The 22,874-nt window shown below is 65.0% G+C and carries 20 protein-coding genes; 13 read left to right on the top strand and 7 right to left on the bottom strand.

Annotation, left to right across the window (positions count from 1 at the left end; all coding sequences use genetic code 11):
• Window positions 1–34: 34 nt before the first annotated feature.
• The 3 genes from HUX88_RS06855 to HUX88_RS06845 all read left to right on the top strand — a co-directional run bounded on the left by HUX88_RS06855 (window position 35) and on the right by HUX88_RS06845 (window position 5,940).
• On the top strand, window positions 35–2,308 hold the full coding sequence (locus tag HUX88_RS06855; protein WP_176361264.1) for a M56 family metallopeptidase: 2,274 nt from the start codon (window positions 35–37) through the stop codon (window positions 2,306–2,308).
• A gap of 244 nt (window positions 2,309–2,552) precedes the next feature.
• Window positions 2,553–3,596 (top strand): IS110 family transposase, encoded by a 1,044-nt coding sequence (locus HUX88_RS06850; protein WP_229219230.1) that lies wholly within the window; start codon window positions 2,553–2,555, stop codon window positions 3,594–3,596.
• 40 nt (window positions 3,597–3,636) lie between these two features.
• The gene (locus tag HUX88_RS06845; RefSeq protein ID WP_176361262.1) at window positions 3,637–5,940 is read left to right on the top strand and encodes a UvrD-helicase domain-containing protein; all 2,304 of its coding nucleotides are present in this window, start codon (window positions 3,637–3,639) and stop codon (window positions 5,938–5,940) included.
• 37 nt (window positions 5,941–5,977) lie between these two features.
• Here the strand turns inward: HUX88_RS06845 and HUX88_RS06840 are convergent, their stop codons facing one another.
• From HUX88_RS06840 to HUX88_RS06830, 3 genes are all read right to left on the bottom strand, one after another.
• Window positions 5,978–6,751 (bottom strand): BPSS1780 family membrane protein, encoded by a 774-nt coding sequence (locus tag HUX88_RS06840; RefSeq protein WP_176361261.1) that lies wholly within the window; start codon window positions 6,749–6,751, stop codon window positions 5,978–5,980.
• Window positions 6,748–7,707 (bottom strand): homoserine kinase, encoded by a 960-nt coding sequence (locus HUX88_RS06835; protein ID WP_176361260.1) that lies wholly within the window; start codon window positions 7,705–7,707, stop codon window positions 6,748–6,750. The genes HUX88_RS06840 and HUX88_RS06835 overlap by 4 nt, the downstream gene beginning before the upstream one ends.
• 80 nt (window positions 7,708–7,787) lie before the next feature.
• Window positions 7,788–8,192 carry a hypothetical protein gene (locus tag HUX88_RS06830; RefSeq protein WP_117012929.1) on the bottom strand — a complete coding sequence of 135 codons (405 nt, stop codon included), beginning with the start codon at window positions 8,190–8,192 and terminating at the stop codon, window positions 7,788–7,790.
• 230 nt (window positions 8,193–8,422) lie between these two features.
• Here HUX88_RS06830 and polA point away from each other — a divergent pair, with 230 nt between their 5' ends.
• From polA to HUX88_RS06805, 5 genes are all read left to right on the top strand, one after another.
• Window positions 8,423–11,191: a DNA polymerase I gene (polA, locus tag HUX88_RS06825; RefSeq protein WP_176361259.1), complete on the top strand. Its 2,769-nt coding sequence runs from the start codon at window positions 8,423–8,425 to the stop codon at window positions 11,189–11,191.
• A gap of 36 nt (window positions 11,192–11,227) precedes the next feature.
• Window positions 11,228–12,112: a dienelactone hydrolase family protein gene (locus HUX88_RS06820; protein ID WP_176361258.1), complete on the top strand. Its 885-nt coding sequence runs from the start codon at window positions 11,228–11,230 to the stop codon at window positions 12,110–12,112.
• A 132-nt stretch (window positions 12,113–12,244) separates the two neighbouring features.
• On the top strand, window positions 12,245–12,997 hold the full coding sequence (locus HUX88_RS06815) for a ZIP family metal transporter (protein WP_176361372.1): 753 nt from the start codon (window positions 12,245–12,247) through the stop codon (window positions 12,995–12,997).
• 55 nt (window positions 12,998–13,052) lie between these two features.
• Window positions 13,053–13,334, top strand: a complete 282-nt coding sequence (locus HUX88_RS06810) for a hypothetical protein (protein WP_176361257.1) — start codon at window positions 13,053–13,055, stop codon at window positions 13,332–13,334.
• Window positions 13,306–13,608 (top strand): type II toxin-antitoxin system RelE/ParE family toxin, encoded by a 303-nt coding sequence (locus HUX88_RS06805; protein WP_176361256.1) that lies wholly within the window; start codon window positions 13,306–13,308, stop codon window positions 13,606–13,608. Before HUX88_RS06810 ends, HUX88_RS06805 begins: the two co-directional genes overlap by 29 nt.
• Here the strand turns inward: HUX88_RS06805 and HUX88_RS06800 are convergent.
• Genes HUX88_RS06800 through HUX88_RS06790 form a run of 3 tightly spaced genes read right to left on the bottom strand, consistent with a single transcriptional unit; the run spans window position 13,605 to window position 16,501 of the window.
• Window positions 13,605–14,456 carry a sulfurtransferase gene (locus tag HUX88_RS06800; protein ID WP_176361255.1) on the bottom strand — a complete coding sequence of 284 codons (852 nt, stop codon included), beginning with the start codon at window positions 14,454–14,456 and terminating at the stop codon, window positions 13,605–13,607. The two genes, HUX88_RS06805 and HUX88_RS06800, sit on opposite strands and share 4 nt — an antisense overlap.
• 13 nt (window positions 14,457–14,469) lie before the next feature.
• The gene (locus HUX88_RS06795; RefSeq protein WP_176361254.1) at window positions 14,470–15,393 is read right to left on the bottom strand and encodes a DMT family transporter; all 924 of its coding nucleotides are present in this window, start codon (window positions 15,391–15,393) and stop codon (window positions 14,470–14,472) included.
• Window positions 15,394–15,400: 7 nt separating this feature from the next.
• Window positions 15,401–16,501, bottom strand: a complete 1,101-nt coding sequence (locus tag HUX88_RS06790) for an aromatic ring-hydroxylating dioxygenase subunit alpha (RefSeq protein ID WP_161088150.1) — start codon at window positions 16,499–16,501, stop codon at window positions 15,401–15,403.
• Between the two features lie 316 nt (window positions 16,502–16,817).
• Between HUX88_RS06790 and HUX88_RS06785 the strand changes: the two genes are divergently transcribed.
• From HUX88_RS06785 to HUX88_RS06770, 4 genes are all read left to right on the top strand, one after another.
• Window positions 16,818–17,072, top strand: coding sequence for an exodeoxyribonuclease VII small subunit (locus HUX88_RS06785; protein WP_117012936.1), 255 nt, complete (start codon window positions 16,818–16,820; stop codon window positions 17,070–17,072).
• Entirely contained in the window at window positions 17,069–17,971 is a 903-nt protein-coding gene (locus tag HUX88_RS06780) for a polyprenyl synthetase family protein (RefSeq protein WP_176361253.1), read from the top strand. Before HUX88_RS06785 ends, HUX88_RS06780 begins: the two co-directional genes overlap by 4 nt.
• The gene (dxs, locus tag HUX88_RS06775; RefSeq protein WP_176361252.1) at window positions 17,972–19,843 is read left to right on the top strand and encodes a 1-deoxy-D-xylulose-5-phosphate synthase; all 1,872 of its coding nucleotides are present in this window, start codon (window positions 17,972–17,974) and stop codon (window positions 19,841–19,843) included.
• 133 nt (window positions 19,844–19,976) lie between these two features.
• A complete protein-coding gene (locus HUX88_RS06770) occupies window positions 19,977–20,699 on the top strand; it encodes a M48 family metalloprotease (protein WP_229213533.1) in 723 nt (240 codons plus the stop codon).
• 3 nt (window positions 20,700–20,702) lie between these two features.
• Here HUX88_RS06770 and HUX88_RS06765 read toward each other — a convergent pair whose 3' ends face one another.
• Complete coding sequence (locus HUX88_RS06765; protein WP_117012940.1) at window positions 20,703–21,257, bottom strand: cob(I)yrinic acid a,c-diamide adenosyltransferase; 555 nt, start codon at window positions 21,255–21,257, stop codon at window positions 20,703–20,705.
• Between the two features lie 124 nt (window positions 21,258–21,381).
• Here HUX88_RS06765 and HUX88_RS06760 point away from each other — a divergent pair, with 124 nt between their 5' ends.
• A complete protein-coding gene (locus HUX88_RS06760) occupies window positions 21,382–22,872 on the top strand; it encodes an FAD-linked oxidase C-terminal domain-containing protein (protein ID WP_176361250.1) in 1,491 nt (496 codons plus the stop codon).
• Window positions 22,873–22,874: the final 2 nt, after the last annotated feature.

Below are 22,874 nucleotides of genomic sequence, written 5' to 3'. Positions count from 1 at the left end.
GCAGTCATACGAATTCACGGCAGGCGGGGCGCGCATGAACGGCGTCCTGGCCGCCCTGGTGCCCGCCGTCGGCTGGGCGCTGTTGCACTTCATTTGGCAAGGCCTGCTGATCGGCTGGGCCGTGGCGCTGGCGATGTCCGCGCTGCGCGGCGCCCGCCCGCAGACCCGCTACGCGGTGGCCTGCGCCGGCATGCTGCTGTGCGCGGCGCTGCCGCTGGCCAGCATCCTGATGCAACTGTCGGACACCGGAGCCGGCGCGGGTACGCCGCAGATCCTGCGCGTGCTGGCGGGGCAGGGCGCCGGCGCTGCCGATGTGGCCGGCCAGGGTGCCGCTGCTGCGGACCAGGGCGCCGTTGCCGCCGTCGTGCCGGCCCTGTTCGGCGAGGGCACGCTCTCCACCTTTGAAACCGTCTTGCGCCGCCAACTGCCGTGGGTGGTTGGCCTGTGGCTGGCCGGCGCGGCGCTGATGTCGCTGCGCCTGGCGCTGGGACTGCAATGGGTGGCCGAGCGCACCCGCGCCGGCGCCTACACCGTCAACCACTACTGGCAGCGGCGCCTGTCCGAACTGGCGCGCCGCTTCGACATCGAACGTCATGTGCGGCTGGGCGTGGCCGATCTGCTCGATAGCCCGATCACGGCCGGCTGCTGGCGTCCCATCGTGCTGGTGCCGACCGCGCTGGTGAGCGGCATGCCACCCGACCTGCTGGAAGCCCTGCTGGCGCACGAACTGGCGCACATCAAACGACATGACTACCTGGTCAACCTGATTCAAAGCGCGATCGAGATCGTGCTGTTCTATCACCCTAGTGTTTGGGCCTTGTCACGCAGGATACGGATCGAGCGGGAACAAATCGCCGACGACCTCGCGGTGGACATGCTCGGCCAGCCCCAGAGGCTGGCGCAGGCCCTGTCGGAACTGGATCGGTTTCAGTTCGACACCACACAACTAGCCCACGCGGCTCACGGAGGAAATCTCATGTCACGTATCAAACGCCTGCTGCGTCCCGATGTTGAACCGGTCAGCTGGAAAATGGCCTTGCCCCTGATGGGGCTGTTTGCCGCCGGCGCGGTGTTCTACGCCCACGCCGCGCCGCCGGCGCCGGACGTCGCCGCCGTCGCGACGGTCGAACAGGTCAGCCAGATGGCCGACGTCGCCCAAGTCGAGCCGGTGCAACCGCCCGCAGCGCCGGCTGCCGAGGCCGAACCAGCGGCACCGGCGGCGCCAGCGGCAGCAGCCGCGCCAGCCGCACCAGCCGCAGTCGCAGTCGCCGAACTTGCGGTGCCAGCTGCACCGGCCAAGCCCGCACTCGCGATGGCTGCTGCCGCGATGCCAGCAATGCCGGCCGCCCCGGCAGCGCCTGCAATCCTGCCAGTGCCGCCAATCCCGGCAATTCCTGCCGTGCCGGCGATTCCAGCAATTCCAGCTGTGCCGGCGATTCCAGCAATTCCAGCCGTGCCAGCGATTCCAGCAATTCCAGCAGTGCCGGCTATTCCACCGATTCCGGCGGCGCCGGCCGGAGCGCAAAGCCGCCACTTTGAACACAACATTACCCTAAGTCGTGACGGCCAGCGTTCGGGCTACGCGCTGGTGCACGCCAACAAGGAAAACATCACCGTCTCGGCCGCCTACCTGGACCTGTCGAAGATCGAAGCAGCGCGGCGCAACGTCAAGGGCGACTTCATCTGGTTCCGCGACGGCGACAAGGCCTACCTGATCCAGGATCCGGCCGCGATCGCCAAGGCCGACGAAGCCTGGGCCGCCGTCAATCGCATCGGCGAGAAGATGGACGCGCAGGGCAAGAAAATGGATGCCCAAGGCAAGGTCATGGACGCGCTGGGCCGACAGATGGAAAAGCTGGGCCGTGATGCCGAAGGCAAGGCCCAGCTGGACACGGACCGGCAGCAGCGGCTGATTGAACGCGTCGCCCGCCAACAGGAAGCGATCGGCCGCCGGATCGAGCAGGCCGCGCGCGAACTGGGCGACGACCCGACCTCGGAAAAGCTGCGCCGCTTCCACGAACGCCAGGCCGCGCTGCAGGCGGAGATGGCGCCATTGCAAAGCCAGATCGAGAAAGCCCAGCGCGACATGGCGCCGCAACTGGCGAAGATCCAGGCCATGCAAGAGCCGATGAGCGCGCTGAGCAAGCAGATGTCGGAGGCCGGCAAGCCGATGGCTGAATTAGGCCAGGCCATGGGCGAGCTGGGCCGCGAGCAAGCCAAGGCCAGCCGCGAAGCCGAGCGCACCATGAAAGAGCTGATCAAGGACGCCGTCAAGGCCGGCAAAGCGGTGCCAGCCCCGTCCGCATAAAATTGGGGTCAAGTCTGACATTCGGACACGAGCTCTTCCGTAGCGGCTGCTACGGAAGAGCTCGTGTCCGAATGTCAGACTTCGTATATTGAGCGTACCGCATCTCCATCGGATAATAACGAAGTAAGTGCGGCCGGGCGGAGTGACGCTGATCAGACTTAGTGCCATGGAGCACGTGGGTCAGATAGGTGCCTCTGCCTGTTTCATTTGATAAGTCCGAACGGTATCTTGGGCCATCGCGTCAATGCGTAAGCCTGCATACGAGGAAGGTCAAAAAATGGATGCGATATACGCAGCAGTAGGTATTGATGTCAGTAAGAGAAAATTAGATATTGCACTGCTGGTCAACGGAAAAACCAAGACCAAGGTGCTGGAAAACTCCATCGAAGGTCACCGAGCGCTGCTCGATTGGCTGGGCAAATCCAAGGTGCCGTTATCGGCCTTGCACGTTTGCATGGAGGCGACCGGGGTGTATTCCGAGCCGGTGGCGCTTGCGTTGCACCAGGCCGGCCTGATGGTGAGCGTGGAGAATCCGGCCTGCATCAAAGGCTTTGGCCACAGCGAGAATATTCGCAACAAGAACGATGCCATCGACGCCGGCCTGATCGCTCGCTACTGCGCAGCAATGCGGCCTGCGCCCTGGAGTCCGCCGCCGCTGGAACAGCGCCAGTTGCGGGCATGGACACAGCGCGTTCAAGCCTTGAAGGATATCCGCCAGCAGGAAGAGAACCGGCTGGAGGCGTTAGCCATCGGTGGAATGGACGAGGTGGTGCAGCACGTGCGGCAGCATATCACCTGGCTCAGCGCAGAAATTGAGAAGCTTGAAAGCGACATCGACGATCACATCGATCGCCATCCTGGCCTGAAGCACGATGCGGAGTTGCTCACCACAATCCCCGGCGTAGGGATGACCACGGCGGCCAAAGTATTGGGGAGTTTGGGCGATATCCGCCGCTTTGGCAGTGCGAAAGCCTTCGCCGCCTTCCTTGGCGTAACGCCCAAGCAACGCAGCTCCGGAAGCTCAGTGAGGGGACGAACGACCATCAGTCGAACAGGCAATACATCATTGCGCGCTGCGCTGTATATGCCTAGCCTGGTGGCGCGCCGTCATAACCCCATCCTGCGCCAATTCGCCGAGCGGCTTGCCGCGACTGGCATGGCACAGAAAGCCGTGATCGGTGCCGTCATGCACAAACTGGCTCACTTGATTTATGGGGTGATACACAATGACAAGCCTTTCGATCCTAATTACTTATCGAAAGGGCTTGCCATTCAAGACGGTATCTGACCCCACCGCTGTTGGCCGCCAAGGCCGGTATAATCACGGGATGCACAATCTTCTTCACAACCTCAACGACGAACAACTCGCCGCCGTGACCCTGCCGGCACAAAGCGCCCTGATCCTGGCGGGCGCCGGCTCCGGCAAAACCCGCGTCCTGACCACCCGCATCGCCTGGCTGATCCAGACGGGGCAAGTCTCGCCGTCCGGCATCCTGGCCGTGACCTTCACCAACAAGGCCGCCAAGGAAATGATGACGCGTTTGTCGGCGATGTTGCCGATTAATACGCGCGGCATGTGGATCGGCACCTTCCACGGCCTGTGCAACCGCCTGCTGCGCACCCATCACCGCGACGCCGCGCTGCCGCAGACTTTCCAGATCCTCGATAGCCAGGACCAGCTGTCGGCCATCAAGCGCCTGATCAAGGCCAACAATATCGACGACGAGAAGTTCCCGCCGAAGGAGGTGATGTACTTCATCAACGGCGCCAAGGACCAGGGCCTGCGCGCCGACAAGATCGAACCCTACAACGCTGACGAGCGCAAGAAGTGCGAGCTCTACCAGCTGTACGACGACCAGTGCCAGCGCGAAGGCGTGGTCGACTTCGCCGAGCTGCTGCTGCGCACCTACGAGCTGCTCAGCCGTAACCAGCCGCTGCGCGAGCACTACCAGCAGCGCTTCAAGCACATCCTGGTCGACGAGTTCCAGGACACCAACGACCTGCAATACAAGTGGCTCAAGCTGCTGGCCGGCCACGGCGAGCGCGACGGCGGCAGCGCGCTGTTCGCCGTCGGCGACGACGACCAGAGCATCTACGCCTTCCGCGGCGCCAACGTCGGCAACATGAGCGCCTTCGAGCGCGAGTTCAAGGTGCAGAACCTGATCAAGCTGGAGCAGAACTACCGCTCCCACGGCCACATCCTGGACGCCGCCAACGTGCTGATCGCCAACAACAGCAAGCGCCTGGGCAAGAACCTGCGCACCGACGCCGGCCACGGCGAACAGGTGCGCGTGTACGAGGCCAGCTCCGACTTGGCCGAGGCGCAGTGGATCATCGAGGAAACCAAGAACCTGATCGCCGACGGCGCCGCCCGCAGCGAGATCGCCGTGCTGTACCGCTCCAATGCGCAGTCGCGCGTGATCGAGCATGCGCTGTTCTCGGCCGGCATTCCATACCACGTGTACGGCGGCCTGCGCTACTTCCAGCGCGCCGAGGTCAAGCACGCGATCGCCTACCTGCAGCTGATGGACAATCCGCACAACGATTCGGCCTTCCTGCGCGTGGTGAACTTCCCGACACGCGGCATCGGCCTGCGTTCGATCGAGGCGCTGCAGGCGGCCGCCGACCAGCACCATATTTCGCTGTACGCCGCCGTGCCCTACGTGGCGGGCAAGGCCGGCTCGTCGCTGGGCGGCTTCGTCAAGCTGATCGAGGGCGCGCGCTTTGAAACGCAGCAGATGGCCCTGCCCGAACTGGTGCGGGTGGTGCTGGAGACCTCCGGCCTGCTGACCCACTACCAGACCGAAAAAGAAGGCGCCGACCGCATCGAGAACTTGGAGCAGATGGTCAGCGCGGCCACGCAGTTCGTGTCCGAGGAAGGTTTCGGCCAGGGCGCGCCCGCCCACCTGGGCCCGCAGGCGCAGGCTCAGGCCGGCGCGCCCATCGTCAACGAGGACGGCTTCGAGATCCTCGACGCCGACGCCGCGCTGCCGACCGTGATGTCGCCGCTGTCGGCCTTCCTGTCGCACGCCTCGCTGGAGGCCGGCGACAACCAGGCCACCGCCGGCCAGGAAGCCGTGCAGATGATGACGGTGCATTCGGCCAAGGGGCTGGAGTTCAACAACGTCTTCATCACCGGACTGGAGGAGGGCTTGTTCCCGCACGAGAGTAGCTCGCGCGAGCACGACGGGGTGGAGGAGGAGCGCCGCCTGATGTACGTGGCGATCACGCGCGCGCGCCAGCGCCTCTACATGTGCTTCGCGCAGACGCGCATGCTGCACGGCCAGACCCGCTACAACATGAAGTCGCGCTTCTTCGACGAGCTGCCGGAGGAGTCGCTGAAGTGGCTCTCGCCCAAGGTGCAGTCGCACTGGTTCGCCAACAAGAAGTCGGCCTGGGACGAGGCGCCGCTGGTCGGCTCGGACAACGCGATCGCGCAGAAGATCGCGCAGAAGTCGCCGGGCAGCGGCTGGCGCATCGGCGAGTCTGTCGCGCACGGCAAGTTCGGCGAGGGGGTGATCGTCAACATCGAGGGCAGCGGCAACAACGCCCGCGCGCAGATCAACTTCGGCAGCCACGGCATGAAGGTGCTGGACCTGAGCATCGCCAAGCTGGAGCGGCTGGGCCGCTGAGACGGTCGATAAGAAAGGCGGCCATGGCCGCCTTTCTTTATGCCCCCGGTACGGGCGCCGGCGGCGCGCTGGCCTCCGGCATGCCGAAGAACTGGCGATAGCTGGCGTACAGCGTGCAATGCATCAGCACCACCATCATCAGGAAGATGGTGAAGATCACCATCACCTGCAGCTGCGCCGAGTCCAGCAGCAGCACCGGCACCGCCGCGCCGACCTGGAACATCAGGAACAGCACCACGGCCGCCATCAAAAAAGCCTTGAACTCGCGGCACACCGTCACCACGCTGAAGAACAGCGCCTTGGCCAAGGTCATCTTCTGCCAGTAGATCAGCGGCGCGGCCAGGCTGCTGAGCATCCAGCCCAGCATGTAGATCCCCGACGAGACGAACAGCGCGCCGCGCGAATTCTCCAGCAAGTCCTTGTCCATCGGGATCTGGCGCGTGGCCATCTTGATCAGCACGCCGTCGTCCAGCAAGGTCAGCACCGCCAGCGCGAGCAGCATCACCAGCAGGTACAGCACGCCCAGCCCCAGCAGCGGCTTGCGCACCGGCTTGCGGAAGCCGCTGAACACCAGGTTCGGCAGCGCGCGCTTGTCGTGGTCGACGTCGGCGCAGGCTTGCAGCAGGGCAATGGTGAACATCGGCGCCAGCAAGGTCGGCGCCACCGAGCCGAGGAAGGGCACCACCAGCGAGAACAGCGACAGGAACATGCAGCAGAAGAACAGCGCCATCAGCGCACCCGGCTGCTTGCGGAACAGCTGCATGGCCTGCTTGACCCAGTGCCAGCCGGTGCGTGCGGGAAGTCGGCTCATCCGCGCAGTCCCGGCGCCGGCGTGGCGATGCGCTCGCGCAGGATGCGCTCGAAGTGGGTCGGATCGTGCGGCGTCAGCATCTCCGCCTCGCGCGGCTGGTGGAAGTCGTACAGGCGCGACAGCCAGAAGCGCAGCGCCGCCGCCCGCAGCATCGGCTGCCAGGCGGTCTGCTCGGCGTCGGTGAACGGGCGCACGGCGTGGTAGGCGTCGAGCATGGCGCGCACGCGGGCCGTGTCCAGCACGCCGGTGTCGAGATCGATGCACCAGTCGTTGACCGTGACCGCCACGTCGAACAGCCAGGTGTCGCAGCCGGCGAAGTAGAAGTCGAAGAAGCCGGTCAGGCGCTCGCCGTCGAACATGACGTTGTTGCGGAACAGGTCGGCATGCACCGGGCCGCGCTGCAGCAGGCGGTAGGTGTCGCAGGCCGCGAACGCTTCCTGGAAGTGCATCTCGGCGCGCAGCAGGTGGGCGCAGCTGTCGTCCAGGAAGGGCAGCACGTGCGGCGTGGTCTCGTTCCACCAGTCCAGGCCGCGCAGATTGGGCTGCGCCAGCGGATAGTCGACCGCCGCCAGGTGCATGCGCGCCAGCATGGCGCCGACGGCGGCGCAATGCACCGGCTGCGGATCCATCTGCGACTTGCCTTCGAGCTTGGTGACGATGGACGCCGGCTTGCCATGCAGGGCGACGATCAGCTCGCCCTGGTCGTTGCCGATGGGCGCCGGCACCAGCACGCCGCGGTCGGCCAGGTGGTGCATCAACTTGAGGTAGAACGGCAACTGTTCGAAGGACAGAATCTCGAAGATCGTCAGCACGAACTCGCCGCGCTCCGTCGTCAGGAAGAAGTTGCTGTTTTCAATGCCGCTGGCGATGCCTTTGAGCGCCAATGGCTGGCCGAGGGGAAACTGCTTGATCCACGGGGTAAGGTCATCCAGGCTGACCGGGGTAAACACTGCCATGAGAAAACTTGATGAGGTTCGGTGAGCGGCGCCGCCGTCGGGGCGGGCGCCGGGGGACGCCCGCGCAGGGCGGGCGCGCGTTATTTCACGGCGGGCGGCGCGGTGGTGTCCGTCGAGCCGTCTTCTTCCGTGGTCTTTTTCTTTTTCTTGCCGATGTCGAATTCCATCACGGTCCATTGCGGGCCGCGGTTGGCGCCCCCCATCGCATCGCCGGGTAGGGCGGTGCCGGCCGGGCGGTTCGGCTTCAGCGTGTAGGTGCTTGGACCGCTTTTGACGGTCGCTTCCACCACTTGGCCGCTGTTGTCGCGTTTTTCGGTGATCTTGTGTTCCGGCGCCGGCTTGGCCGTCACCGTGATCGGATCGTCCGCCACTTCCTCTATTTTTTCCAGTTTTGGCGGCGCCTGGCTCGGAGTCGACTGGGCAAACGCCGTGTGGGCGCTGAGCGTCAGGAGGAGGGCAGGCCAGAGGGTAGAGGTGCGCGTCATGATGAATCGCCTTAGAGGTGAAAAACGGCGGTGAAAAACCGTCAAAATTTTATGTATGATCCATTGTAACAAACAGACACGCTTCGCTGTTTTTAAAAGCCGTTTTCCCTGTATTGTTAATTTGAAAAGACCGTGGCGGGCGGGCGAAACCCGGCCAAAACCTGCGATAATGCGCCATCCATGGCCTGGCCGACATTGTTGCGCGCCGCCCCCACCCATATCTAGTGTCTATGCAAAATACCCTGCTGTTAGTTGACGGTTCCAGTTACCTCTACCGCGCCTTCCACGCGCTGCCCGACCTGCGCAGCCCGGATGGCTATCCGACCGGCGCCATGCACGGCATGGTCAACATGTTGCGCCGTTTGCGCGCCGACTATCCGGCCGCCTATATCGCCTGCGTGTTCGACGCCAAGGGCAAGACTTTCCGCGACGACATGTATCCCGAGTACAAGGCCACGCGCGCCTCGATGCCGGACGACCTGCGCCTGCAGATCGAACCCATCCACGAGGCGGTCAAGGCCATGGGCTGGCCGATCCTGATGGTCGAGGGCGTGGAGGCGGACGACGTCATCGGCACGCTGTCGGTGCAGGCGGCGCAGGCCGGCATGAACGTGGTGGTGTCCACCGGCGACAAGGACCTGGCCCAGCTGGTCAACGACAAGGTCATGCTGATCAACACCATGACCAACGAGAAAATGGACGAGGCGGGCGTGCTGGCCAAGTTCGGCGTGCCGCCCAACCGCATCATCGACTACCTGACCTTGATCGGCGACACGGTCGACAACGTGCCGGGCGTGTCCAAGTGCGGCCCGAAGACCGCGCTCAAGTGGCTGTCAGCCTACGACTCGCTGGACGGCGTGATCGCCAACGCGGAAAAGATCACCGGCGCGGTCGGCGAGAACCTGCGCAGCGCGCTGGAATGGCTGCCGAAGGGCCGCGAGCTGATCACCGTGAAGCTGGACTGCGACCTGTCCGAACACATGGCGACGATCAGCGAATCGCTGGTGGCGCGCGGCGAGGACAAGGAAACCTTGCTGGCCTTCTTCGGCAAGTACGGCTTCAAGACGCTGCTGCGCGAGCTGGGCACGCCATCGGCGCCGGTCGGCGCACCTGGCAAGGCCGCAGCCGCCGAACCGGCCGCCGGCGGCGCCGTCTCCGCCAACATGGACATGTTCGGCGAAGCGCCCAAGCTCAGCACCAACTACGAAACCGTGCTGACCGATGAACAGCTGGACAAGTGGATCGCCCTGATCGACGCCGCCAAGCTGACCGCGGTCGACACCGAAACCACCTCGCTGGAGCCGATGACGGCGCAGATGGTCGGCATCTCGCTGTCGGTGGAGCCGGGCGTGGCCTGCTACATCCCGGTTGCACACAGCTACCAGGGCGTGCCCGAGCAACTGTCGCGCGAGCACGTGCTGGCCAAACTGAAGCCATGGCTGGAGGACGCCACCAAGCTCAAGGTCGGCCAGAACCTGAAGTACGACAGCCACATCTTCGCCAACCACGGCGTGAAGCTGCAAGGCATCCAGCACGACACGCTGCTCGAATCGTACGTGTTCGAATCGCACCGCACGCACGACATGGACAGTCTGGCGCTGCGCCACCTGAACCACACCACCATCCCGTTCGTGGACGTGTGCGGCAAGGGCGCCAGCATGATCACCTTCGACAAGGTGGAGATCGGCCGCGCCACCGAATACGCGGCGGAGGACGCCGACATCACGCTGCGCCTGCACCAGGCGATGATCGGCGAGGTGGAGAACGACGCCAAGCTCAACTTCATCTACCGCAACATCGAGCTGCCGACCGCCGTGGTGCTGCAAAAGATCGAGCGCAACGGCGTGCACATCGACGCCGAGCTGCTCAACATCCAGTCGGCCGAGCTGGGCGCGCGCATCGCCGAGCTGGAGGCCAAGGCGCACGAGCTGGCCGAGCAGCCCTTCAACCTCGGTTCGCCCAAGCAGATTGGCGAGATCTTCTTCGAGAAGCTCAAGCTGCCGGTGGTGAAGAAGACCCCGAGCGGCGCCCCGTCCACCGACGAGGAGGTGCTGCAGAAGCTGGCCGAGGACTATCCGCTGCCGAAAGTGCTGCTGGAATACCGCAGCCTGTCCAAGCTGAAGTCGACCTACACCGACAAGCTGCCCAAGGGGATCAACCAGGACACCGGCCGCGTCCACACCAACTACGCGCAGGCGGTGGCGGTAACGGGACGCCTGGCCTCCAACGACCCCAACCTGCAGAACATCCCGATCCGCACCAAGGAAGGCCGCCGCATCCGCGAAGCCTTCATCGCGCCGCCGGGCAGCCACATCGTCTCGGCCGACTATTCGCAGATCGAGCTGCGCATCATGGCCCACATCTCGGAGGACGAGAACATGCTGCGCGCCTTCGCCGACGGCGTGGACATCCACCGCGCCACCGCCGCCGAGATCTTCGGCGTGCCGCCGGAGGAGGTCAGCAGCGAACAGCGCCGCTACGCCAAGGTGATCAACTTCGGCCTGATCTACGGCATGAGCGCCTTCGGCCTGGCCGGCAACCTGGGCATCGAGCGCGGCGCGGCGCAGAGCTATATCGACCGCTACTTCGCGCGCTTCTCGGGCGTCAAGCAGTACATGGACGACACGCGCCTGCAGGCCAAGGCGCGCGGCTACGTGGAGACCGTGTTCGGCCGCCGCCTGTGGCTGCCCGAGATCAATTCGCCGAACGGCCCGCGCCGCCAGGGCGCCGAGCGCGCCGCGATCAACGCGCCGATGCAGGGCACGGCGGCCGATTTGATCAAGCTGGCCATGGTGGCGGTGCAGGATTGGTTGGAAAAGGATAAGCTGCAGACCAAGATGATCATGCAGGTGCACGACGAACTGGTGCTGGAAGTGCCGGACGCGGAACTGTCGCTGGTCAAGGAAATGCTGCCGAAGCTGATGGCCGGCGTGGCGGAGCTGAAGGTTCCGCTGACCGCCGAAGTCGGCGTGGGCAAGAACTGGGAGGAAGCACATTGAGAATGTGCTTCCGCTAACTACTATCGGAGGAATCGCATGGATGATTTGAGGCAGGATGCAGAGAGTTTGCTGACCAAGACCAGTCTGTCGGACGGCGTCGACCGCCGCGACTTCCTGAAGGTGGCGCTGGGTACCGGCTTCGCGGCCGCCGCCATGCCGGTGGTGGCGCAGAACGTCATCAAGACCGACACCGCCGGCCTGACCGCCGGCACCATCACCCTGACGGTGGACGGCGTGCAGGTGCCGGTGTACCGCGCCCAGCCCGAAGGCAAGGCCAACCTGCCGGTGGTTCTGGTGGTGTCGGAGATCTTCGGCGTGCACGAGCACATCGCCGACGTCGCCCGCCGCTTCGCCAAGCAGGGCTACCTGGCGCTGGCGCCCGACCTGTTCGTGCGCCAAGGCGACCCGCAAAAGGCCGCCTCGATCGCCGAACTGCAACGCGACATCATCTCCAAGACGCCGGACGCGCAAGTGATGGCCGACCTGGACGCGACCGTGGCTTGGGCCAAAGCCAACGGCGGCAACGGCGACAAGATCGGCATCACCGGCTTCTGCTGGGGCGGCCGCATCACCTGGCTGTACGCCGCGCACAATCCCAGCATCAAGGCCGGCGTGGCCTGGTATGGCCGCCTGGTGGGCGAGAGCAATCCGGTGACTCCCAGGCATCCAATTGATATCGCTGGATCTCTGACGGTGCCGGTGCTCGGCCTGTACGGCCTGAAGGACACGGGCATCACCCAGGACTCGATCGCGGCCATGAAGGCGGCGCTGGCCAAGGGGGCGAACAAGTCGACCTTCGTGGTCTACCCGAACTCCGGCCACGCCTTCAACGCCGACTACCGCCCCAGCTACGTCGAGGCGGACGCCAAGGATGGCTGGGGCCGCGCGCTGGCGTGGTTCAAGCAGAACGGCGTGTCCTGACCCTGATTTACCGGCCATTTGGCCAAAGATGAGCACGAAACCGGGCTGGGCGGTAAAATAACGCCCCGGCCCGCGTGCAGCGGCACGGTCCCTGCTACAAGAGGCTATAACATCGATCCCGTACTCATCTCCATCCTACTGGCCACCACGGTTGCCGGCGTCGTCAGCATCACCGCTGCCGCGGTGTTCTCGTTTACGCTGCTGTCGAAGGTGGTGGAGCGCATGGTTAGCCTGTCGGTGGGCATCATGCTGTCGACCTCGCTGCTGCACGCCCTGCCCGAAGCGTTCGAATCGCAGGCCAGCGCGCGCAGCCTGTTCGGCACGCTGCTGGGCGGGCTGCTGGCCTTCTTCCTGCTGGAGAAGATGGCGATCCTGCGCCATTCGCACCACCACGAGGGCGACGGCCACCACCACCACCACGGCCACGACAAGCGCGAGGCGGGCAAGGCCGGCTGGATGATCCTGGTCGGCGACGGCATGCACAACTTCACCGACGGCATCCTGATCGCGGCGGCCTTCCTGGCCAATCCCGAGCTGGGGCTGGTGACGGGGCTGGCTATCATCGCGCACGAGATACCGCAGGAGATCGGCGACTTCATCGTGCTGCTCAACGCCGGCTTCTCGCGCACGCGGGCCTATGTCTACAACCTGCTGTGCAGCCTGTTGGCCATCGCCGGCGGCCTGCTGGGCTACTACACGCTGGACCGCGCCAGCAGCCTGATCCCGTATGTGCTGGTGTTCGCGTCGTCGGGCTTCATCTACATCGCCGTCAGCGACCTGATGCCGCAGATGCAGCGCCGCGCCACGCTGCGGGAAACCATTCCCCAAGTTCTGTTGATCGCGCTGGGCGTCGCCATCGTGCTGGTCCTGACCCAAGGCCACTGACGCCGCTCAACCCGGCGCCCCGTGCACCAGGCGGCGCCGGGAGTATCATAGCGGGATGAACTCCAGACAAAAAAAGCAAGCTGAAGCATTGGCGGCGCTGTCCGCCGCCGACCGCGCGCGCCTGGAACGCTTGGCCGCCCTGGCTCAAGTGACCGCAGAAAATCTTTGGCCAGAAGTTTGGCAATATGGATTCGACGATGTAGAGGAGAGCATACAGGCTGACCTGGACGCGGATGCGGACATTGCGGCCGGCCGAACCATCCCGCACGACGAGGTTATGGCGCAGGCTCGACGTATCTTGGAAGCCCATGTCAAACCCAAGCGTAAAACCGGCTAAGCCGGAAATACGCTGGTCATCGACGGCACGCAAATCGCTCGATGAAGCCATCGCACACATTAAGGCTCAAGATGTTTCGGCGGGCGAACTTGTCCTGCAGCGATTGCAGAATGCCTTGGATGTGATCGTGGCTCAGCCAGGCATTGGCACGCCTACCGACAGGCGCGATACGCGCCGATTTCCGATCCCGAAGACTGGTCATACGGTCGACTATCGTGTCCATCGAGGCGAGATCGTGGTCACGCGGTGGGCGCGCCAAAGGCGCAAGGGTTAAGCGCCAGTCGCCACCGGCCGGGCCGGGTCGGCGCACCATTCGCTCCAGGAGCCGGGGTAGAGCGCGGCGCCGGACAGGCCGGCCACTTCCAGTGCCAGCAGGTTGTGGCAGGCCGTCACGCCCGAGCCGCATTGCATGATCGCCTGCGGCGCGCTGGCGAACAGCGGCGCCCATTCCTCCCTCAGCTGCGCGGCGCCCTTGAAGCGGCCGTCGGCGTTCAGGTTGTCCTTGAAGAAGCGGTTCTTCGCGCCCGGAATATGGCCGCCGACCGGATCGATGGTCTCGTTCTCGCCGCGATAGCGGTCGGCCGCGCGCGCGTCGACCACGGTGCGCGCCTGCGTGGCCAGATTGGCCACCACGTCCTCCACCGACACCGTCGGCACCAGCGACGCCCGCTCGGCGATGGCGCCGCGTGCGCGCGCAACGACCGGCGTCACCATCGGCAAGCCCTGCGCCTGCCAGGCGGCCAGGCCGCCGTCCAGCACCGCCACCGCCGGATGCCCCACCCAGCGCAGCAGCCACCACAGGCGCGCCGCGAACATGCCGCCGTGCGCGTCATACGCCACCACCTGCGTGTCGTCGTTGATGCCCCAGCCGCGCAAGGTCTCGATCAGCGCCGCGCGCTCCGGCAGCGGATGGCGGCCGTGGAACTTGCCGTCCGCGCCCACCTTGGCGCCCGACAGATCCGTATCGATGTTGGCGAACTGCGCGTTCTGGATATGGCCGATGGCGAAACCGTCGCGGCCCGCGTTCGGATTCATCAGGTCGTGACGGCAATCGAGTATCACCCAATTGTCGTCGGTCAAATGCTGGGAAAGGTCGGTGGCGCTGATCAGAGTGGTGTGCATGTTCCGGGTTTCCTTAGACTTCGCTGGCTATGGGGTCGGTAACGGCGATGGCCTTACCGCGCTCGGTGTTACGCGTATTGTAAAACGTTGTGGCCACGCCGGACACCAGGATCACGACGATGCCCGCCCAGCTGTGCCAGCTGAACACGTCGCCGAACACCAGCACGCCCCACACGCTGGAAAACACAATGCCGGTGTACTGCAGATTGGCCACCACCAGCGTCTGCCCGAGGCGATAGGCGCGCGTCATGGCGATCTGCGCGCTGGTGGCGCAGATGCCGATGCCCAGCAACAGCAGGCCGCCGTGCACGCTGGTGATCGGATGCCACACGGCGCCCTGGCCGCCGCCCTGCGCGTAATTGCCTGCGATGCCGGCCACCAGGTTCATGATCGCGAAGTAGAACACCACGCGGTTCTCGGGCTCGCCCGCCAGTCCCAGCTTGCGCACCTGCAGGTAGGCCATGGCCGACAGCACGCTGGAGGTGAGCGCGATCAGCGCCGGCGTCAGTTGATTGGAATGGAAGGCCGGCTGCAGCAGCAGCGTGACGCCGACAAAGCTCATGCCGACCGCCGCCAGCAGCGGCCACCTGACCTGGTTTTTGGCATGCCACCAGCCGATCGCGAACAGCCACACGGCGATCCAGATCGGCGCCATGTAGTTGAGGGTCATGGCGGTGGCCAGCGGCAGCTTGGCGATGGCGTAGAACCATAGCCACAGCGACACCACGCCGACCAGCCCGCGCCACAGGTGGGCGCCAGGCATGCTGGTGGTGAATTTTCCGCCTTGCAGCTTGATGGCGATGAACAGCACGACCACGCCGACCACGCCGCGATACATGACGATTTCGGATGTGGAGAACTGCTCCGAGGCCAGCTTCACGCACACCCCCATCGCGGCGAACATGAAACTGGCGAACAACATCCAAAGTGACTGCATCTGCTTCCTAGAGATCGATATTGGCCCGGTACCACTCGTGGAAGTGCTGCATGCCGTCTTCCATCGGCGACTGGTAGGGGCCGGCGTCGGTGGTGCCGCGCTTCATCAGGGCCTTGCGGCCGGCGTCCATGCGCTGGCCGATCTCGTCGTCCTCGACGCAGGTTTCCATGTAGGCGGCGCGCTCGGCCTCGATGAACTCGCGCTCGAACAGCACGATCTCCTCGGGGTAGTAGAACTCCACCACGTTCTTGGTGCGCTGCGGGCCGTCCGGCCACAGGGTCGAGACGATCAGCACATGCGGATACCACTCGACCATGATGTTCGGATACAGCGTCAGCCAGATCGCGCCGTACGGTGGCGGTTCGCCGCCGCGGAACTTGAGCACCTGCTCCTGCCAGCGCTTGTAGATCTCGGAGCCGGACTTGCGCAAGCCCTTGTTGACGCCGACGGTCTGCACGCTGTAGTCGCGGCCGAATTCCCAGCGCAGGTCGTCGCAGCTGACGAAGCCGCCCAGGCCCGGATGGAAAGGCTCGACGTGGTAGTCCTCCAGGTAGACTTCAATGAAAGTCTTCCAGTTGTAGTCGCAGTTGTGGACCTCGACGTGGTCGAACATATAGCCGGAGAAATCCAGGTCCTTGGTCACCGACAGCTCCTTGAGCTTGTCCATGACGTCGTAGCCGTTCTGCTCGAACAGCAGGCCGTTCCAGCTTTGCAGCCGGGTCTTGGGCAGGTTCAGGCAGGGCGTCTCCGGGAAGTGCGGCGCACCGATCAACTCGCCCTTGAGGTCGTAGGTCCAGCGGTGCAGCGGACAGACAATGTTGTTGGCGTTGCCGCGCCCATTGAACATCAGCGCCTGGCGGTGGCGGCAGACGTTGGAGAGCACCTCCAGGCCATTGGCGTTGCGCACCAGCATACGCCCTTCGTCTTCAGAGACGAGGGTCGCGAAGTCGCCGACGTTCGGCACCATCAGCTCGTGCCCGATGTAGCGCGGGCCGGCCTGGAATAATTGCTGCATTTCGCGCTGCAACAGCGCTTCGTCAAAATAGACGTCAACCGGAAGTTGCGCGTTTGAACGCGCCAGCTTGGCGTGGGTAGCCAGATCGGACATCCCAACCCCCCTTAATATGTACATCAAACCAAAGAGAGACAGAATCCGTAAAGACCTGAATTCAAAGTTGTTGAAAATGGTATTTCGGACAGAACCGGCGATTATACCGTGTTTCGCCCCGGTCAGACGACCGGATGTGCTCGTTTTTCGCGCAAAACATGGTGAAAATTACATGATTGTGCGGGATATGGTGACGATTGCGATAAAATCCATAGTTTCCGCCGTCGGCAGTGCCGCTATAGTTCCACCGGATAAGGTGGTTTGTTCTAAAATAACGGGCTACACTGCGCTGGCACGTGTTTTTACCTGAGTGACTATGTCTAAGAAATTAACTGCCGACGCGACCACCGCCCCCGCCTCGTTCGAAGAAGCGATGGCGGAACTGGCGCAGCTGGTTGCACAAATGGAGGCAGGCCAACTGCCGCTGGAAGCCTCGGTGGCCGCCTACGCGCGCGGCTCGGAGCTGGTGAAATTCTGCGCCGTCCAGCTGGAGAAGGTGGAATCCCAGGTCAAGGTGCTGGAAGGCGACATGCTCAAGCCGTTCGCGGAAGCCGGCGAGGCCGAACTATGAACGGCGCCTTCGACGACTGGATGAAGACCGTGCAGGCGGCATCGGAAAACGATTTATCCGCTTATTTGCCCACTTCGCTGCCCGCCGCCGCTGCGGCTCCAGACAAGCTGCACGCGGCGATGCGCTACGCGCTGCTGGGCGGCGGCAAGCGTGTGCGCCCGCTGCTGGTGTACGCGGCCGGCGCGCTGTTCGGCGCCGACGCGGCCATCCTGAGCCGCGCCGCCGCCGCCGTGGAAATGATCCACGCCTACTCGCTGGTGCACGACGACATGCCGTGCATGGACGACGACGAACTGCGCCGCGGCAAGCCGACGGTGCACGTGGCCTACGACGAGGCGACCGCGCTGTTGGTGGGCGACGCGCTGCAATCGCAGGCCTTCCTGGTGCTGGCCGAGGCCGACACCATCCCCGCGCCGCGCCAGGTGGCGATGCTGCGCCTGCTGGCGCACGCGTCCGGCTCGGCCGGCATGTGCGGCGGCCAGGCGATCGATCTCGACAGCGTGGGCCTGAGCCTGACGCTGGAACAGCTGGAGCAGATGCACCAGCTCAAAACCGGCGCGCTGCTGCGCGCCGCCGTGGTGCTGGGCGCGCTGGCCGGCAAGGATCTGGACGCGGCCGAGCTGCAAGCGCTGGACACCTACGCGCGCGCCATCGGCCTGGCCTTCCAGGTGGTGGACGACGTGCTCGACGCCACGGCCGATTCGGCCACGCTGGGCAAGACGGCCGGCAAGGACGCCGCCGACAACAAGCCGACCTATGTGTCCATCCTGGGTCTGGAGCCATCGCGCGCGCTGGCGGAAACATTGCGGCTCGACGCGCACGCAGCGCTCGCGCCGTTTGGAGAAAAAGCTCTGCGGTTACGCGAACTCGCGGATTTGATCGTGCAGCGGAAGGCATAAATGAAATTGCTCGAAAACATAGATTCCCCGGCGGACGTGCGCAAGCTGTCGCGCACCCAACTGACGCCGCTCGCGCATGAACTGCGCAGCTACCTGCTCGATTCGGTCTCGAAGACCGGCGGCCATTTGTCGTCCAACCTCGGCACGGTCGAGCTGACCGTGGCGCTGCACTACGTGTTCAACACGCCGCACGACCGCATCGTCTGGGACGTGGGCCACCAGACCTATTCGCACAAGATCCTCACCGGCCGCCGCGAGCGCATGAACACGCTGCGCCAGCTGGGCGGCATCTCCGGCTTCCCCAAGCGCGACGAAAGCGAGTACGACACCTTCGGCACCGCGCACTCGTCGACCTCGATCTCGGCGGCGCTGGGCATGGCGCAGGCGGCCAAGATCAAGGGCGAGCACCGCCACGCCATCGCCGTCATCGGCGACGGCTCGATGACGGCCGGCATGGCCTTCGAGGCGCTCAACAACGCCGGCGTGCAGGAAGACGTCAATCTGCTGGTGATCCTGAACGACAACGACATGTCGATCTCGCCGCCGGTGGGGGCGCTGAACCGCTACCTGGCGCGTTTGATGTCGGGCCAGTTCTACGCCGCCGCCAAGAACGTCGGCAAGTCCGTGCTGCCCGGCCCCGTGCTGGAGCTGGCCAAGCGGCTGGAGGAACACGCCAAGGGCATGGTGGTTCCGGCCACCATGTTCGAGGAATTCGGCTTCAACTACATCGGCCCGATCGACGGCCACGATCTGGAATCGCTGATCCCGACGCTGCAGAACATCAAGCACCTCAAGGGGCCGCAGTTCCTGCACGTGGTGACCAAGAAGGGCCAGGGCTACAAGCTGGCCGAGGCCGACCCGGTGCTGTACCACGGTCCGGGCAAGTTCAACCCGGCCGAAGGCTTCAAGCCGGCCGTGGCGTCGGGCAAGGTCTCCTACACCGAAGTATTCGGCAACTGGCTGTGCGACATGGCCGCCGCCGACAAGCGCCTGGTCGGCATCACGCCCGCCATGCGCGAAGGCTCGGGCATGGTCGGCTTCGAGCAGAAGTTCCCGGATCGTTACTTCGACGTCGGCATCGCCGAGCAGCACGCCGTGACCTTCGGCGCCGGCCTGGCCTGCGAAGGCCTGAAGCCGGTGGTGGCGATCTACTCCACCTTCCTGCAGCGCGGCTACGACCAGTTGATCCACGACGTGGCGCTGCAAAACCTGGATGTGACGTTCGCGCTGGACCGCGCGGGCCTGGTGGGCGCGGACGGCGCCACCCACGCCGGCAACTACGACATGGCCTACCTGCGCTGCATCCCGAACATGGTGGTCATGGCCGCCTCGGACGAGAATGAATGCCGCCAGATGCTCACCACCGGCTACCAGTACCAGGGACCTGCGGCGATCCGCTATCCACGCGGCGCAGGCGCCGGCGTGGCGATCAAGCCGGAGCTGACCACGATCGAAATCGGCAAGGGCGAGATCCGGCGCCGGGGCCAGAAGATCGCCATCCTGGCCTTCGGCTCGATGGTGGCGCCGGCGCTGGCCGCCGGCGAAACCCTGGACGCCACGGTCGTCAACATGCGCTTCGTCAAACCGCTCGACGTCGAACTGGTCAAGCGGATGGCCGCCGAACACGATTACCTGGTGACGGTGGAAGAGGGTTGCATCATGGGTGGCGCGGGCGCCGCCGTGGCCGAGGCGCTGGCCGCCGAAGGCATCGTCAAGCCGCTGCAAATGCTCGGCCTGCCGGACAAATTCATCGACCACGGCGACCCGGCCAAGCTGCTCGCCAGCGTGGGACTGGACGGCGCCGGCATCACCGCCTCGATCAAGCAACGCCACGCCGCCGCCGAGCCGCGCCTGGTGGTCAACAACGGCTAAAGACCGTTGCTGTTATGCTCAAAGCCGCCTTCGGGCGGCTTTTTTCTTGCCTATCGTGACGGCGCATCCTATCTTGGTATAAACAGTTTATTTGGTTTATATCGCCATGCATGCTGCCTGCTTTTTTTCTGGTTTGTTGTTCGCCTGCGGTATGGCGGGCGCGCAGGTGCCGGAATCGGGCCGGGCGCAGGAAATGCGCTACAGCGCCGAGGAAGTGGCCAGCACGGTCGAGGACCGCTATATCGACCGCGTGGTGGGCCTGGCGGCTGACGGGCGGCTCGATGACGACCGCGTACTGCTGGCGCGGCTGCAATCGATCGGCGCGGGCCTGGTCCGCGCCGCCGTGGCGCTGAAGCCGGAAGTGGCCGGATGGGAGTGGGAGTTCCATACCACCAGCGATGCCGAAGTCGACGCCATCTGCATGGCCGGCGGCAAAATCCTGGTGGGCAGCGCCTTCGTGCGCCAGCTGGCGTTGAGCGATGGTGAACTGGCCACCTTGCTGGGCCACGAAATCGCCCACGCGGTGGCCGAGCATCACCGCGAAACCTTGTCGGAGGCGCTATTCCTGAACCGCTATCCGGTGGTGCCGCTGGAGGTGGTGATGGAGCGCCTGGAGAGCGACCTGTCGGTGCAGATCCGGCTATCCAAGCTATCGAGCATGCAGGAGTCCGAGGCGGACCAATTGGGCATGGTGCTGGCGCACCGCGCGGGCTGGCCGGCCGCCGACATGGTCGGCTTTTACCGCAAGCTGTCCGACGGCGACCAGATGGCGCTGGTGTCCAGCGCCTATCCGGCCAGCGCCTCGCGCCTCAGCATGGCCAAGGGCATGGCGCTGCTGTTCCAGTCGGACCGCTGATCCTTAGCCGCGCTTGCGCTCGTGCTGCCACAGCACGTCGCTGCCGCCGGCGTAGCGGTTCAACACCCGCGACAGCACAAACATCAAGTCCGACAAGCGGTTCACATACTGGCGCGGATGCTCGTGGATGGTCTCGGCCTTGCCCAGCGTGACGATGGCGCGTTCGGCGCGGCGGCACACGGTGCGGCACACGTGCGCCTGCGAGGCCGCGCGCGAGCCGGCCGGCAGGATGAACTCCGTCAGCGCCGGCAGGGTGGCGTTGTACTTGGCCAGCAGCGCGTCGAGCCGCTCGACGTGCGCCTCGGTGATCATCTGGTAGCCGGGGATGCACAACTCGCCGCCCAGGTCGAACAGGTCGTGCTGGATAGTGACCAGCTCTTCGCGCAGCTCGGCCGGCATGTCTTCGCACAGCAGCAGGCCGATGTGCGAGTTCAGCTCGTCGACTTCGCCGATCGAGTGGATACGCACGCTGTCCTTGTCGGTGCGGCTGCCGTCACCGAGGCCGGTGGTGCCGCCGTCGCCGGTGCGGGTGGCGATTTTGGAGAGTCGATTGCCCATATGGATTCCTAAAAGTGGATGAGTCGCGCCCGGAAGAATACAACAGTTTAATCGGGTATTTCGCCTTGCGGGACGTTTGTGCTTACAATCGATGCATAACCATGTGCTTCCAGGTGCCCGCTCCATGAACATTGCCACATCCGCTCCGGCCGATATCGCCGCCCGCCGCGCGCAGGTCGCCGCGGCCTTGCAGCAAGCGCTGCCCGCCCGCGCCATCCTGTCCGCGCCGGAAGACACCCGGCCCTACGAATGCGACGGCCTGGCCGCCTACCGCCAGCTGCCGATGATCGTCGTGCTGCCCGACAGCGAGGCGCAGGTCGCCGCCGTGCTGCGGGTGTGCCGCGAGATGAATGTACCCATCGTGCCGCGCGGCGCCGGCACCGGCCTGTCCGGCGGCGCCATGCCGATCGCCGACGGCGTGGTGCTGTCGACCGCGCGCCTGAACCGCATCGTGCGCCTGGACGCCTACTCGCGGACCGCCGTGGTGCAGCCGGGCGTGCGCAACCTGGCGATCTCGGAGGCGGCGGCGCAGCATGGCCTGTACTACGCGCCCGATCCGTCGTCGCAGATCGCCTGCACCATCGGCGGCAACGTGGCCGAGAACTCCGGCGGCGTGCACTGCCTCAAATACGGCCTGACGGTGCACAACGTGCTGCGCGTACGCATGGTGACGATGGACGGCGACGTGGTGGAGTTGGGCGGTGAGTCGCTCGACGCGCCGGGGCTGGACCTGCTGTCGGTGTTCATCGGCTCCGAGGGCATGCTGGGCATCGTCACCGAGGTGACGGTCAAGCTGGTGCCCAAGCCGGCCACCGCGCGCGTGATCATGGCCTCGTTCGACGAGGTGACGGCGGGCTGCCACGCGGTGGCGGCGCTGATCGCGGCCGGCATCATCCCGGCCGGGCTGGAGATGATGGACCAGACCTCGTCGCGCATGGTCGAACCGTTCGTCAAGGCGGGCTACGACACCGAGGCCGCCGCCATCCTGCTGTGCGAGGCCGACGGCACCGTCGAGGAAGTGGAGGAGGAAATCGCCCGCATGTCGGCGGTGCTGAACACGGCCGGCGCCAGCGCCATCGCGGTGTCGCAGTCGGAGGCGGAGCGGCTCAAGTTCTGGTCCGGCCGCAAGAACGCCTTCCCGGCGGCGGGCCGCATCTCGCCCGACTACTACTGCATGGACGGCACCATCCCGCGCAAGCGCCTGGGCCAAGTGCTGGAGGGGATCGCGCAGATGGAGACCAAGTATGGCCTGCGCTGCGCCAACGTGTTCCACGCCGGCGACGGCAACCTGCATCCGCTGATCCTGTTCAACGCCAACATCCCCGACGAATTCGAGCGCGCCGAGGCCTTCGGCGCCGAGATCCTGGCGCTGTGCGTGGAAGTGGGCGGCACCATCACCGGCGAGCATGGCGTCGGCATCGAGAAGATCAATTCGATGTGCGCGCAGTTCGCACCGGCGGAGCTGGACGCCTTCTTTTCGGTCAAGCGCGCCTTCGATCCGGCCGGCCTGCTCAATCCCGACAAGGCCATCCCCACGCTGAACCGCTGCGCCGAATTCGGCAAGATGCGCGTCAGCGGCGGCATGCTGCCGTTCTCCCATCTGCCGCGTTTTTGAAC

Source organism: Duganella sp. BJB1802, assembly GCF_013369445.1.
In the GTDB taxonomy this organism is placed as follows: domain Bacteria; phylum Pseudomonadota; class Gammaproteobacteria; order Burkholderiales; family Burkholderiaceae_D; genus Rugamonas; species Rugamonas vulcania_A.
This window is presented reverse-complemented; position numbering and strand designations above follow the sequence as displayed.